This is a genomic window from Niveispirillum sp. KHB5.9, from assembly GCF_048066115.1.
Taxonomy (GTDB): domain Bacteria; phylum Pseudomonadota; class Alphaproteobacteria; order Azospirillales; family Azospirillaceae; genus Niveispirillum.
In genome coordinates this window covers 23,812-36,820 of sequence record NZ_JBLTYX010000035.1, presented here as the reverse complement: position 1 = coordinate 36,820, position 13,009 = coordinate 23,812, and the positions used below count along the sequence as shown (strand labels likewise).

The window sequence follows — 13,009 nt, the reverse complement described above, 5'->3', positions numbered from 1 at the left end:
AAGGCTAAAAGCTGTTCTGTCAGGGTTCGCTTCGCTCAACCTGACCTACGAAAATGATCCGATCGTTCAATTGGCTCAGCCGACCAGGTAACAATCCATCCATTTGCTGTCAAAACCCCGCCGATAATGGCGGTGAACGACGAAATCAACGAAGTTGCGTGCTAGCCCTGTCGGGTCTGTCTGCCCGACAGTCGGTGCCAACGGAACAGGCCTGAACAAGGGGCCGGCCGGGAAACAGGGATCTACGGGATGAAGTTCTTCCGCAACCTGGCCGCGCTCGCGGCCCTGCTGCCGGCGACGGCGGGATCGACACAGGTGCTGGCCCAGGCCGCCCCGCTGGAGAACCCATCCACCGTCACCGTGGTGGCCAATTTCTCCACCGGCTGGGTGCGCAACTTCAATCCCTATAACGAGACGACGCGGCTCTACAGCGCGCGGGAATTCGCGTACGAGCCGCTGATCATCTTCAACACCCTGCATAATGGCCGCCCACATTACCGGCTGGCCACGGGGTACGATTTCTCCAAGGACCTGCTGAAGCTGACCTTCACCCTGCGTGAGGGCGTGCAATGGTCCGACGGGCAGCCCTTCACGGCGAACGACGTGGTCTTCACCTATGAGATGCTGAAGCGGTACCGGGGCCTGGATACGCTGGACATCTGGGAACGCCTGGCCGCCGTGGAGGCGCCGGATGCCCACACGGTGGTCTTCACCCTGAAGCGGGTGAATGCCAACAGCCTGTTCGAACTGGCCCGCATCCCGGTGGTGCCCAAACATGTCTGGTCCAAGGTGGCGGACCCCGTCACCTATACCAACCCCGACCCCGTGGGCACCGGCCCGATGACGGAGGTGCGGCGCTTCACCAACCAGCTCTATGTCCAGTGCCGCAACCCGCATTACTGGGACGCCGCCAGCCTGAAGGTCGATTGCCTGTCCTTCCCGCAGATCGGCAATAACGAGCAGTTGCTGGCCGCCGCCCGCAACGGCAAGCTGGACTGGTTTGGCGCCTTCATGCCGGATATCGAGCGCACCTATGTTGCCGCCGATCCGGTGCATCACCGCTACTGGTTTCCGCCCGGCGGCACCGTGGCCGTGAACTTCAATTTCGACAGCCCGAATGTTGGCAACCGTGCCACATTCCGGAACGTGAATTTCCGCCGTGCCGTCAGCATGGCCATGGACCGCCGCGCCATCGTCGATATCGCCGGCTATGGCTATCCCATCGTCAATGAATATGCGTCGGGTCTGGGCCGCCTCTATCAGGACTGGGTGAACCAGGATGCCGAGCGGCAATTTGGCAAATATGCCAAATACGACAAGGATGGCGCCCGCGCGCTGTTGGCCGAAAGCGGCTTCCGCGATGTGGATGGCGACGGCTATGTCGACAATCCCGACGGCAAGCCCATCCGCTTCGACATATTGGCCCCCAATGGTTGGACCGACTGGGTCAACACCACACAGCTGGTCGTCGAGGGGCTGAACGCCATCGGCATCAATGCGCGGGTGTCGACGCCGGAGCCGGCAAGCTGGGCGCAGAAGCTGATCCAGGGCGATTATGATATGGCCATCAACGGCTATTTCACCGGCGAGACGCCGCATCGTTCATACGATACCGGCTTCCATTCAAGGTTCAGCGGCAAGACGCGGTCGGCCCCGACCCGGTTCAACGATCCGGAGCTGAACGCCGCCCTGGACGCGTTTGTCGCCACCATCGACCCGACCGAACAGCGCAAGGCGATGGACAAGGTGCAGATGATCCTGGCGGCCAACAGCCCCTATGTGCCGCTGTTCAGCAACCCGATCTGGTACGAGTACAACACCAAGCGCTTCAAGGGCTGGTTCAACGCCGACAATCCGGTGGCCCGGCCCGACGTGTTCGACGGCACGCCGGAGCGGCTTCTGCATCTGCTGGCACTGGAGCCCGTGGATGGCGGAAGCTGACCCGTAGGGGCTGACCGCCCCCCATCGAACCCCACATTCCCCGCCTTTCAGCAGATCTTCGGTTTCGGGAGAGGACCCAACATGGCCTTTCTTCTCCGCCGGATCGGATTCTATGTCGCCGCCTTCATTGTCGCCGCGACGTTCAATTTCCTGATCCCGCGCCTCATGCCCGGCAATCCGGTGGACATCATGTTCGCCCAGGCCGGCGGCACCCTGCCGCCGGAGGCGCTGGCCGCGCTGAAGGAGACCTTCGGCTTCATCGACCAGCCCTGGCCGGCGCAGTTCGCCACCTATCTGAAAAGTGTCTTCACCTGGGACCTGGGCCTGTCGGTGAAGTTCCATCCGCTGACGGTGAACGAGGTGCTGTGGCGGGCCCTGCCCTGGACGCTGATGCTGGTGCTGACCTCATCCTTGATCGCGTTCGCCATCGGGTCGCTGGCCGGCATTCTGGCCGCCTGGCGCCGGGGTGGGCGGTTCGACAGTATCGGGGCGCCCATCGCCCTGATGATGCAGGCCATGCCGCCGCTGGTCACCTCGCTGCTGGCGCTGTTCATCTTCGCCATCCATTGGCAGGTCTTCCCCACCGGTTACGCCTATGCGCCGGAAATCGATCCGGGTTTCAGCCTGGAATTCTTCTGTTCAGTGTTCAAGCACGCGTTCCTGCCCATCGTGACCATGGCCCTGGCCCAGGTCGGCGGTTACCTGATCACCATGCGCAACAGCATGATCAACCTGCTGGGGGAGGATTATATCGTGCTGGGCACGGCCAAGGGCCTGTCCGACCGGCGCCTGCGCATGGCCTATGCCGCCCGCAACGCGCTGCTGCCCACCGTCACCAGCTTTGCGATGACCTTGGGTGCCGCGTTCGGCGGGGCGCTTGTGACGGAGGTGGTCTTCAACTATCCGGGCCTGGGCTACACCCTGTTCCAGGGGATCACGGCGCGCGATTACCCGCTGATCCAGGGCCAGCTGCTGATCATGACGCTGGCCATGCTGACCGCCAATTTCATCGCCGACGTGCTTTACGTCGCCCTCGACCCCCGTCTTCGGAAGGGCTGAACCATGCGCGGCCTGCTGCAAACCCTTCTTGCCAACCGCAAGGCCGCCATCGGTGCTGCCATCGTGGCGATCTTCATCCTGATCGCCCTGGCCGCCCCGCTGGTCGCCCCCTTCGACATCAACCAGCGCGTGGCCAAGCCGCACGAGGCGCCGTCGGTGGAACATGTCATGGGGGCCACCCGCATGGGCCGCGACGTGCTGTCCCAGACCATCCATGGCACGCAGACCAGCCTGATGGTGGGCTTCGCCGCTGGATTGCTGGTCACCGTGATCGGCACGGCGGTCGGCGTCACGGCGGGATATTTCGGCGGCAAGGTGGATGAGGTGCTGAACCTGTTCACCAACATCTCGCTGGTCATTCCCAACCTGCCCTTGATGCTGGTGCTGGCCGCCTTCATCGGCCAGACGGGGCCCTTCGTCATCGCCCTGATTATCGGGCTGACCAGCTGGGGATGGGGGGCCCGCGTCACCCGTGCCCAGACACTGAGCCTGCGTCAGCGCGACTATATCCTGGCCGCGGAAATGCTGGGGGAGCCGGCCTGGCGGGTGATCGGGTTCGAGTTGCTGCCCAACCTGATCTCCATCATCGGTTTCAACTTCATCGGTTCCATCCTCTATTCGGTGATCACCGAGGCGACGATGGAGTTCCTGGGCCTGGGCGACCCGATGGTCGTGTCCTGGGGCACCATGCTCTATCACGCGCAGTCGACATCCGCCCTACAGGTTGGGGCGTGGTGGGAGATGGCGGCACCCTGCCTGGCCCTGGTGATCTTCGGGTCCGGCCTGTCGCTGGTGAATTTCGCGGTGGATGAGATCGCCAATCCCCGCCTGCGCACGCTGCGCGTACCGGCCAGGGTGCTGGCCGGGCTGACCCGCACCACCACCAGCCAAGGGGGCCGGGCATGAGCGATCCCATCCTGTCGGTGCGCGATCTCTGCGTCGATTACGCCACGCCGAACGGCCTGTCCCGCGCCGTCAAAAACGTCACTTTCGACATTGGCGCCGGCGAAGTGCTTGGTTTGGCTGGAGAGTCCGGTTCCGGCAAAAGCACCGTCGCCTTCGCCATCGCCCGCCTGCACCGCCCCCCCGCCTTCATCACCGGCGGGTCGATCAGCCTGGCCGGCACCGATGTCCTGGCCCTGTCGGACCGGGAATTGCGGTCCTGGCGCTGGCGTGACCTGTCGGTCGTGCTGCAATCGGCCATGAACGCGCTCAACCCCGTGCTGCGCGTATCGGCGCAGTTCGCCGACATGTTCAAGGCGCACGGGGTATCGGGGAAGGCGGATATCCGCGCCCGTACCGTCGACCTGTTCCAGATGGTTGGCATCAAACCCGACCGCCTGGACGATTATCCGCACCAGTTCAGCGGCGGCATGCGCCAGCGCATCGTCATCGCCATGGCGCTGGCCCTGAAACCCAAGCTGGTGGTGATGGACGAGCCGACGACGGCGCTGGACGTGGTGGTGCAGCGCGAGTTGCTGGAGGAGGTGGCCGCACTGCGCCACAAGCTGGGCTTCTCCGTCCTGTTCATCACCCATGACCTGGCGCTGATGAGCCAGTTCTGCGACCGGGTGGGGGTGATGCTGCGCGGCGAACTGATCGAGCTGTCCACACCCGACGCGATGATCGCCAATCCGCAGCAGGATTACACACGCCGCCTCTGGGCCTCCATCCCGCCGCTGCACCCAAAGCCCGGCGAGACGCTGGTGCGCATGAAGGAGACGGAGCAATGAACGGATTGCCGGAACTGGGCGCCCGCCCCGTGCTGGAAGCGCGCGGGCTGACCATGCGCTTCGGGCCCTTCTGTGCCTTGGACAGCGCCGATTTCAGCCTCCATGCCGGCCGCGCCCTGGCGCTGGTGGGGGAGAGCGGGTCCGGCAAAAGCACCTGCGCCAAGCTGCTGACCCATGTGCTGACCGCCAGTGCCGGCCATATCTTCCATGCCGGCCGCGACGTCACCAACCTGTCGGGACGCAAGGCGCTGCTGGAATACCGCGCGGCCGTGCAGATGGTGTTCCAGGACCCGTTCGCCGCGCTGAACCCCGCCCACAATGTCGAACATCACCTGACAAGGCCGCTGGCCCTGCACCGGCCCGACCTGTCCCCCACCGCCCGCCGCGACATGGTGGCCGAGTTGCTGCGTGCCGTGGACCTGGACCCCGCCGTGGCCTGCCCCAAGTTCCCGCATGAGATGAGCGGCGGACAGCGCCAGCGGGTGAACCTGGCCCGTGCCCTGGCCGTCAACCCGTCGGTGATCATCGCCGACGAGCCGACATCGATGCTGGACGTGTCCATCCGCCTGTCGGTGCTGGACACGTTCCGCGACCTGAAGCGGGAACGCGGCATCGCCATGCTGTACATCACCCACGATATCGCCACGGCGCGGTATGTGGCGGAGGAGACGGCGGTGATCTTCCGCGGCCGCATCGTGGAACGCGGCCCCACGGCCCAGGTCATCGACACCCCCCGCCACCCCTATACCCGCCTGCTGCTGGCCGCGGTGCCGGAGGTGGGCAGCCCGTTCGGCGCCGGCAACAGCCTGGCCCCGCTGGCGGCACAGGTCCGCGAAAGCTGCGACGGGCCGGGGGAGTTGCGAGAGGTCGTGCCGGGCCATTGGGTGCGCGAGGCGGCGTAGGGTGGGGATTGAACCGTAGGTCAGGTCGAGCGGAGCGAGCCCTGACAGAATAGCTTCAAGCCTTTGTCGTCAGGGCTCGCTCCGCTCGACCTGACGGCGCTTACGGATCGGTATAGCTGTCCGGGAAATGCCGGCGCCAGAGATCGACCAGCCGCGGATCACGGTCCACCCGCTCCGCCGCGGCGACGATGCCCGGCGCCACCTTGCGGATCTCCTCGCGCCTTGGCCGCCAGCGGGTCATCATGGAGATGTAGAGATCCAGCGCCGTCAGGTCCTTCGTGCCCAGCAGCCAGGACCCGGCTGCCGGCTTCAACGCCGCCTCCATCGTGCCCCAGCAGAACAGGGTACGGTCGATGGTCGCCTGTTTCAGTTCCGCCGCCGCCTTCTCCCCCGTCACCCAGCGGTCGCAGAAATCGCCCACCGTGTACATGGGATAGATCGCGGCCGGCAGATAGACCAGCCAGCGCAGGAAGGCGCCGCGCAGCGGATCGTCCGGCCCCGGCCCCAGCAGGCCCGGATGCCGGTCCATCAGCCATAAAAGGATGGCCACCGATTCCGTCATCACCGTGCCGTCGGCCAGCACCAGGGTGGGCACCTGCACCAGCGGATTGACCGCCTTCAGCGCCTCCACCCCCGCCGAGGGGGTCCAGGGCTCGGCCAACACATAATCGTAATCTTCGCCGGCTAGGATGAAGGCCGCCTCCACCACCGCCGAACCGCAACCCGGCGCCCCATATAATACCGGCTTTTCCGCCATGATCCGCCTCCCCCGCGACATTTGTCCGGATGGGAACATATCACGAACGATCACGCAAGCGCGCAGTGGGGCTACCCCCTGGATTCGCACATTGCCCCGACCCGTCCCAGGTGTTAGACACGTCGCCGTTTGCCCGTCACAATCCCTGGCCCTGAAGCCCCCGACCGGAGCCCCAGCCCATGACCGTTTCCGTCACCCCGACGCTGACCCGCGAGGAATGGCTCGCCAAGGCCCAGACCCTGTCGGAGGCGCTGCCCTATATGCGCCGCTATGACGGCAAGATCATCGTGGTCAAGTATGGCGGCCATGCCATGGGCAATCCGGAACTGGCCCGCCAGTTCGCCAATGACATCGTGCTGCTGAAGCAGGTCGGCGCCTATCCGATCGTCGTGCATGGCGGCGGGCCGCAGATCGGCAAGCTGCTGGACCGGTTGCAGATCAAGTCGGAATTCATCGACGGCCTGCGCGTCACCGACAAGGACACGATGGAGATCGCCGAGATGGTGCTGTCCGGCAGCATCAACAAGGAGATCGTGGCCCTGATCAACGATGCCGGCGGCGACGCCATCGGCCTGTCGGGCAAGGATGACGACCTGATTGAGGCGCGCAAGGCCACCCGCACCAAGCGCGACCCCGACAGCAATATCGAGAAGGTGGTCGATCTGGGCTTCGTGGGCGAGCCGTTCCGCATCAACCCGCAGATCCTGCACAAGCTGCGCCATGCCGGCTTCATCCCCGTCATCGCCCCGATCGGCATTGGCGAGGATGGCCAGACCTATAATATCAATGCCGACACGGCCGCCGGCGCCATCGCCGCCGCCATGGAGGCGTCGCGCCTGCTGCTGCTGACCGATGTGGCCGGGTTCCTGAACAAGCAGAAGGAGCTGGTGCCGGAACTGTCGGTGGGCGAGGCGCGCACCGCCATCAATGACGGCACGGCACTGGGCGGCATGATCCCCAAGCTGGAAACCTGCATCGACGCGGTGGTCGGCGGGGTTGAAGGTGCGGTGATCCTTGACGGGCGCGTCCCGCATGCCATCCTGCTGGAAATCTTCACCGAGGGGGGTGCCGGCACGCTGGTCGGCAAGAAGTAAGGCTCGCTCTCCTATACTGTTTCCCGGTGATCGGTTCCGATCACCGGGCCTCAATCGCCGGCGCCAACATCCGTTGGCTTGGCTACGCGGCACGTGCCGCGCGGCGGCAGTCGCCGCCGTACCAGTTCCCGATGAGAAACTGCTCATCGGGAACTGGTATTACTGATGGACGGGCGAGCTGATGGCACGCATGCACCTGATCCATGGCCCGCAAGGTGCGGCCAAATCCACCTATGCCAGGCAACTGGCGGCGGATTTGCCGGCCGTGCGCTTTTCCATCGATGAATGGATGTCGGCGCTGTTCGTGCCGGACATGACCCCGCCGCTGGACATGGGCTGGCTGAACGAGCGGCTGGCACGGTGCGAGACGCTGATCTGGGACATGGCCGGCGCCACCCTGCGCGCCGGTGGTGACGTGGTCATGGATCTGGGCTTCCTGCGCCGGGAACAGCGCGACACGGCCCGGCGGCGGGCTGGGCTGCTGGGCTGCGACCTGCTGTTCCATATCCCCGACGGAGGCCGTGAGGCGCGCTGGAGCCGTGTGCTGCGGCAGGCGGAGTTCCCGGGCGACGAGGTGCCGGGACATGAGGGCCCGGCGCCCGAGTTCGACCCGCCCAGTGCGCAGGAAGCGGGCGTCGTGCAGGCGGTGTTGTTGTAATCAACCGCCCTGCGCGGTCACCATCGCCGCCTTGTACGCATCGACATAATGCCGGGCCGATGCCGCCCAGGAGACATCGCGCGCCATGGCGGCCCGCTGCACGGCGCGCCAGCGTTCCGTCTGCGGATGCAAGGCCAATGCCCGGTCGATGGCGTTGGTGAAGGACGGCACGGTGACGGGGCCGAAGGTGAAGCCGGTGGCGGTGCCGTCGGACAGGGCGTCGTCGGTGCAATCCGTCACCGTATCCGCCAGACCGCCGACGCGGCTGACCAGCGGCAGGGTACCGTAACGCAGCGCGTACATCTGGGTCAGGCCGCACGGTTCGAACCTGGATGGCACCATCAGCACATCCACACCCGCCTGCAACCGGTGCGACAAAGCCTCGTCATAGCCCAGGACCAGACCGACGCGGCCCGGATAATGCCGGGCGGCACCTGCCAGCGCCTGTTCAAGCGCCGCCCCGCCGGTGCCCAGCACCGCCAGTTGCGCGCCACGCGCCACCAGATGCGGAATGATCTGCACCACCAGATCGATGCCCTTCTGGTCGGTCAGGCGGCTGACGATGCCGAACAAGGGCGCGTGGATGTCGGGCGACAGGCCGAAGGCACGCTGGATATCGGTCTTGTTGGCCGCCTTCGCGGGTAGGGTCGCCGCGTCGTAATTCGAGCTGAGCTGCGGGTCGCGGGCAGGGTCCCAAGCCGTCGTGTCGATACCGTTCAGGATGCCGTCCAGCACATCGGCGCGGGCGCGCAGCAGACCGTCCATGCCGAAGCCGAAAATCTCCCCCTGGATTTCCGTGGCATAGGTCGGGCTGACCGTGGTCAGGCGGTCGGAGTAGACGAGTGCGGCCTTCAGGAAGGACAGTTGGCTGTAGAATTCGAAGCCCTGCGGCGTGAACCCGTCCCAGGGAAGACCGAGGGTTGGCACCGTGTCGGCCGGGAACAGGCCCTGGAAGGCCAGGTTGTGGATGGTGAACACCGTCCCCGGCCGCTGCCGCCCCGCCAGGGGCCAAAGCGGGAAATGCAGGTGGGCGGCGGCCAGGCCGGCCTGCCAGTCATGGCCATGCAGCACATCGGGCTTCCACGCCCCGCGCCCCACGGCACCATCGCCATCCAGCCCGATCAGCGCCGCGATCCGACCCAAGGCCGCGAAGCGCAGATGATTGTCGGACCAGTCCTTGCCGTCCGGCCCCAGATAGGGGTTGCCCTTGCGCCCGAAGAAGCTGGGGATGTCCAGGGCATAGACGGTGCCGCCATCCACGCCACGCCCGGCCACCAACCTGGCGGGCGCCGCCGAGGGCAGGCCGGGAAGGCCGCGCAGATCGCGCAGGACCTTGATATTCTCCAGCCGCTCCAGCACGCCCGGATATCCGGGGATCAGCATCCGGACATCCACGCCCTCCGTGCGGAGTGCGGCCGGCAGGGCGCCGGCCACATCCCCCAGACCACCGGTCTTCACATAGGGCAGGCATTCCGACGTGACGAAAAGAACGCGCATGATCGGGTCCGGGTTGTTGGCGGGGCCGCCACCTATGAGTGAACGGAACGCACGCTTTCAGCAAGACTATCCTGGTCCCCGCCGCAAACCTCCCGCACGATCCCGCGCAGCCAGCGATGGGCGGGGTCGGCTTCCAGCCTGGGATGCCAGAGCAGCGAGACGGTGACGGCGGGAACGTCGAAGGGCAGGGTGAACCCCGCCATGCCGGCGCGCAGCACCGCCGTGTGCCGGGCCGACACGGTGGCCACCAGATCACTGCCCCGCGCCACGGCCAGCGCCCCGGCATAGCCCGCCACATAGGCGGCGATCCGCCGTTCCAGGCCCAGCGCCGCCAGCGCGCCGTCGATCGGCCCCTTGTCCGGCCGGGCGCGGGTAACGGCGACATGGGCGGCATCCGCGTAATCCTGAACCGTCAGACGACCACCGGCCAGCGGGTGGCCTTCGCGCACCACGCCGATGAACCGGTCGCGGAACAGCGCCTGGACACGCAGTTCCGGCCCCGTCTCCCGCCCGATGACGCCGGTTTCCAGATCGACGGTGCCGTCGCGCAGCGAGGCCGCGTCGCGGTCGGGCTTGGCCATGAAGCGCAGTCGGGCGCCGGGTGCGGCCCGGGCCAGGCGGGTGACCAGTTCGGCCCCGAACGTTTCCACGAACCCGTCACTGGCGCGCAACGTGAACACCCGGTCCAGGCGGGAGAGGTCCAGCGCCGTGGCCGGTCGCAATGCGGCCTGCGCCTGTTCGACCAGCGGCCCCACCTGCCCGCGCAGGTCAAGGGCGCGCGGGGTGGGCACCAGCCCCCTGCCCGCCCGCACCAGCAGCGGATCACCCGTCGCCTCCCGCAGCCGCGCCAGCGCCCGGCTCATGGCCGACGGGCTGAGGCGCAGGCGGCGGGCGGCCCTGGCCACGCTGCCCTCCTCCAGCAGCACATCCAGGGTCACCAGCAGGTTCAAGTCGGGCAGGCTCATGGCCGCCAACCTAACATAGATGGCGTTTCATGCACTGTTTGAATGCAATTGCTGCGCCTTCCGCCATGTCATCCCATCCCCTAGCGTCGGCTGCACGGATGACAGCGCGACGGAGCGAGCGATGGGCGGGGAAGATGGTGGCAGCATGGGCAGCAGATGGGCTCTGCCCAGTCTATCCATGTCCATCCTGCTGTCCGCCCTGGGCACCAGCATCGCCAATGTCGGGCTGCCGGCCATGGCTGATGGCTTGGCCGTGCCGTTCGGGCAGGTGCAATGGGTGGTGCTGGCCTATCTGCTGGCCGTCACCACCCTGATCGTCGGCGCGGGGCGGCTGGGGGATATGGTGGGACGGCGCCGGCTATTGCTGATCGGCATGGGTCTGTTCACCATCGCATCCACCTTGTGCGGCCTCGCGCCGACGCTGGCCCTGCTGGTGGCCGCACGCGGTCTGCAGGGGGCGGGGGCGGCGATCATGATGGCCATGTCCATGGCCCTGGTCGGCGGCACGGTGGACAAGGCGCGGACGGGGCGCGCCATGGGCATGCTGGGTTCCATGTCGGCGGTCGGCACCGCGCTGGGCCCTTCATTGGGCGGGATGATCATCGGTGCCGCCGGCTGGCACGGCCTGTTCCTGGTCAATGTGCCACTGGGCCTGGCGGCACTGGTGATGGTCCGCCGGCATGTGCCCGATGATGGGCGGGGGACGGCGGATGCCAGGGGGTTCGACCTTGTCGGTACCGTGCTGCTGGCGACGGCGCTGGCGGCCTATGCCCTGGCCATGAGTGTCGGTCGGGCGGACGGGTCGGGCATTGCCCTGCTGACCGCGTCGGTGCTGCTGGTCGGGCTGTTCGTGCTGTGGCAGGGGCGGACACCGGACCCACTGCTGCGCCTGTCACTGTTCGGCGATGCTGGCCTGTGCATGGCGCTGGCCGCCAATCTGCTGGTCTCCGCCGTGATGATGGCGATGCTGGTGGCGGGGCCGTTCTATCTGATGCGGGCCTTCGGGCTGGCGCCAGCGGCGGCGGGTCTGGCACTGACCCTGGGGCCGTGCGTTTCGGCCGTGGCTGGGCTGGTGTCGGGCCGGGCGGTGGACCGGTTCGGGCCGGCACGGATGGTGCCGACGGGGCTTGCCGGGGTGGCGGCGGGCGGGCTGCTGCTGGCCGCCATCGGCACGCGCTGGGGCCTGCCGGGCTATCTGGCGCCCATCGCTCTGATGACCAGCGGGTACGCCCTGTTCCAGGCCGCCAACAATACCGACGTGATGGGCGGCCTGGCGGCAGAGCGGCGCGGGCTGGTCTCCGGCCTGCTGAACCTGTCGCGCAATCTGGGCCTGATCACCGGGGCAGCCGCCCTTGGCCCCGTCTTCGCCCTCGCGACAGGTACGTCCGACATGACAGCGACGGCACCGGATATGGTGGAGACAGGGATACGGGCTGCGTTCCTGGTCTCGGGCCTGCTGGTTGGTACCGCGACGATTGCGTTGGGTGTCAGATCGCCCCAACCGGGCAATCCATCCCCGCCGGGGAGCGGGTGAAAATCTCCACCCCGTCTTCCGTGACCCCGACCGTATGCTCGAACTGTGCCGACAGCGACAGATCGCGGGTGATGGTGGTCCAGCCGTCGGGCAGGGTGCGCACGCCGGGGCCGCCCTGGTTGAACATCGGCTCGATGGTGAAAACCATGCCGGGTACCAGCATCATGCCCTTGCCCGGCTTGCCGAAATGCATGACGTCGGGTGCGTCGTGGAACACCCGGCCGATGCCATGGCCGACATAGTCGCGCACGGTGGAATAGCCCACGGCCTTTCCCACCTTCTCGATGGCATGACCGACATCGCCCAGGTGCCGGCCGGGCACGACCTGCGCGATGCCAGCCATCATGCCGTCATAGGTGGTGCGGACCAGGTGGGCGGGTTTGGCCCCCACCTCGCCCACCAGATACATGCGAGACGTATCGCCATACCAGCCATCGACAATGGCGGTGACATCGACATTGACGATGTCACCCGCCTTCAGCCGTACCTTGTCGGACGGAATGCCATGGTTGACGACATGGTTGGGGGAGATGCAGCAGGATGCCGGGAAACCGTGATAGCCCAGCGTCGCCGGCACCGCCCCCTCCGCCCGCAGGAACGCGGCCACCGCCGCATCCACGGAAGCCGTGGTGACGCCCGGCTGCATCAGTGGGGTGATGTGGTCCAGGCACGCCGCCGCCACGCCACCGGCCCGGCGCAGCGAAGCGAAGGCCGCCGGCCCATGCAACGGTACGCGCCGACCCAGCGGGTCCAGCACGAAATCGCCCGGATAGGTCTTCATCCCACCCCACCATACCTGTTCCCGCCGATCGAACCCGATCAGCGGGCCTCAATCGCCGGCGCCGCCATCCGGCGGCTTGGCTACGCGC

At 66.8% G+C, this 13,009-nt stretch carries 12 protein-coding genes; 8 read left to right on the top strand and 4 right to left on the bottom strand.

The window, feature by feature from the left end; all coding sequences use genetic code 11:
• The first annotated feature begins 249 nt into the window (after nucleotides 1-249).
• From ACM9HJ_RS29655 to ACM9HJ_RS29635, 5 genes are all read left to right on the top strand, one after another.
• Nucleotides 250-1,941 carry an ABC transporter substrate-binding protein gene (locus ACM9HJ_RS29655; RefSeq protein ID WP_416575416.1) on the top strand — a complete coding sequence of 564 codons (1,692 nt, stop codon included), beginning with the start codon at nucleotides 250-252 and terminating at the stop codon, nucleotides 1,939-1,941.
• A gap of 81 nt (nucleotides 1,942-2,022) precedes the next feature.
• On the top strand, nucleotides 2,023-3,000 hold the full coding sequence (locus ACM9HJ_RS29650; protein WP_416575415.1) for an ABC transporter permease: 978 nt from the start codon (nucleotides 2,023-2,025) through the stop codon (nucleotides 2,998-3,000).
• A 3-nt stretch (nucleotides 3,001-3,003) separates the two neighbouring features.
• Complete coding sequence (locus ACM9HJ_RS29645) at nucleotides 3,004-3,906, top strand: ABC transporter permease (RefSeq protein WP_416575414.1); 903 nt, start codon at nucleotides 3,004-3,006, stop codon at nucleotides 3,904-3,906.
• Nucleotides 3,903-4,733: an ABC transporter ATP-binding protein gene (locus tag ACM9HJ_RS29640; protein ID WP_416575413.1), complete on the top strand. Its 831-nt coding sequence runs from the start codon at nucleotides 3,903-3,905 to the stop codon at nucleotides 4,731-4,733. Before ACM9HJ_RS29645 ends, ACM9HJ_RS29640 begins: the two co-directional genes overlap by 4 nt.
• Nucleotides 4,730-5,635, top strand: coding sequence for an ABC transporter ATP-binding protein (locus ACM9HJ_RS29635; RefSeq protein ID WP_416575412.1), 906 nt, complete (start codon nucleotides 4,730-4,732; stop codon nucleotides 5,633-5,635). Before ACM9HJ_RS29640 ends, ACM9HJ_RS29635 begins: the two co-directional genes overlap by 4 nt.
• Before the next feature lie 100 nt (nucleotides 5,636-5,735).
• Here ACM9HJ_RS29635 and ACM9HJ_RS29630 read toward each other — a convergent pair whose 3' ends face one another.
• Nucleotides 5,736-6,392, bottom strand: coding sequence for a glutathione S-transferase (locus ACM9HJ_RS29630; protein ID WP_416575411.1), 657 nt, complete (start codon nucleotides 6,390-6,392; stop codon nucleotides 5,736-5,738).
• A 179-nt stretch (nucleotides 6,393-6,571) separates the two neighbouring features.
• Here ACM9HJ_RS29630 and argB point away from each other — a divergent pair, with 179 nt between their 5' ends.
• Together argB and ACM9HJ_RS29620 are read left to right on the top strand one after the other, a co-directional pair.
• The gene (argB, locus tag ACM9HJ_RS29625; protein WP_416575410.1) at nucleotides 6,572-7,486 is read left to right on the top strand and encodes an acetylglutamate kinase; all 915 of its coding nucleotides are present in this window, start codon (nucleotides 6,572-6,574) and stop codon (nucleotides 7,484-7,486) included.
• 181 nt (nucleotides 7,487-7,667) lie between these two features.
• The gene (locus tag ACM9HJ_RS29620; RefSeq protein WP_416575409.1) at nucleotides 7,668-8,144 is read left to right on the top strand and encodes an AAA family ATPase; all 477 of its coding nucleotides are present in this window, start codon (nucleotides 7,668-7,670) and stop codon (nucleotides 8,142-8,144) included.
• Here the strand turns inward: ACM9HJ_RS29620 and glgA are convergent, their stop codons facing one another.
• Both glgA and ACM9HJ_RS29610 read right to left on the bottom strand, forming a co-directional pair.
• Nucleotides 8,145-9,641: a glycogen synthase GlgA gene (gene glgA, locus ACM9HJ_RS29615; protein ID WP_416575408.1), complete on the bottom strand. Its 1,497-nt coding sequence runs from the start codon at nucleotides 9,639-9,641 to the stop codon at nucleotides 8,145-8,147.
• Nucleotides 9,642-9,673: 32 nt separating this feature from the next.
• Complete coding sequence (locus ACM9HJ_RS29610; RefSeq protein WP_416575407.1) at nucleotides 9,674-10,606, bottom strand: LysR family transcriptional regulator; 933 nt, start codon at nucleotides 10,604-10,606, stop codon at nucleotides 9,674-9,676.
• A gap of 121 nt (nucleotides 10,607-10,727) precedes the next feature.
• Here ACM9HJ_RS29610 and ACM9HJ_RS29605 point away from each other — a divergent pair, with 121 nt between their 5' ends.
• Nucleotides 10,728-12,140 carry an MFS transporter gene (locus ACM9HJ_RS29605; RefSeq protein WP_416575406.1) on the top strand — a complete coding sequence of 471 codons (1,413 nt, stop codon included), beginning with the start codon at nucleotides 10,728-10,730 and terminating at the stop codon, nucleotides 12,138-12,140.
• On the opposite strand, the gene map is transcribed toward ACM9HJ_RS29605, so the two are convergent.
• Nucleotides 12,094-12,921, bottom strand: a complete 828-nt coding sequence (gene map, locus ACM9HJ_RS29600; protein ID WP_416575405.1) for a type I methionyl aminopeptidase — start codon at nucleotides 12,919-12,921, stop codon at nucleotides 12,094-12,096. The two genes, ACM9HJ_RS29605 and map, sit on opposite strands and share 47 nt — an antisense overlap.
• Nucleotides 12,922-13,009: the final 88 nt, after the last annotated feature.

Bases quoted from the DNA above. Each gene is read 5' to 3' on its own strand.
- ACM9HJ_RS29655 (WP_416575416.1), top strand. From the start codon at position 250: ATGAAGTTCTTCCGCAACCTGGCCGCGCTCGCGGCCCTGCTGCCGGCG.
- ACM9HJ_RS29650 (WP_416575415.1), top strand. From the start codon at position 2,023: ATGGCCTTTCTTCTCCGCCGGATCGGATTCTATGTCGCCGCCTTCATT.
- ACM9HJ_RS29645 (WP_416575414.1), top strand. From the start codon at position 3,004: ATGCGCGGCCTGCTGCAAACCCTTCTTGCCAACCGCAAGGCCGCCATC.
- ACM9HJ_RS29640 (WP_416575413.1), top strand. From the start codon at position 3,903: ATGAGCGATCCCATCCTGTCGGTGCGCGATCTCTGCGTCGATTACGCC.
- ACM9HJ_RS29635 (WP_416575412.1), top strand. From the start codon at position 4,730: ATGAACGGATTGCCGGAACTGGGCGCCCGCCCCGTGCTGGAAGCGCGC.
- ACM9HJ_RS29630 (WP_416575411.1), bottom strand. From the start codon at position 6,392: ATGGCGGAAAAGCCGGTATTATATGGGGCGCCGGGTTGCGGTTCGGCG.
- argB (WP_416575410.1), top strand. From the start codon at position 6,572: ATGACCGTTTCCGTCACCCCGACGCTGACCCGCGAGGAATGGCTCGCC.
- ACM9HJ_RS29620 (WP_416575409.1), top strand. From the start codon at position 7,668: ATGGCACGCATGCACCTGATCCATGGCCCGCAAGGTGCGGCCAAATCC.
- glgA (WP_416575408.1), bottom strand. From the start codon at position 9,641: ATGCGCGTTCTTTTCGTCACGTCGGAATGCCTGCCCTATGTGAAGACC.
- ACM9HJ_RS29610 (WP_416575407.1), bottom strand. From the start codon at position 10,606: ATGAGCCTGCCCGACTTGAACCTGCTGGTGACCCTGGATGTGCTGCTG.
- ACM9HJ_RS29605 (WP_416575406.1), top strand. From the start codon at position 10,728: ATGGGCGGGGAAGATGGTGGCAGCATGGGCAGCAGATGGGCTCTGCCC.
- map (WP_416575405.1), bottom strand. From the start codon at position 12,921: ATGAAGACCTATCCGGGCGATTTCGTGCTGGACCCGCTGGGTCGGCGC.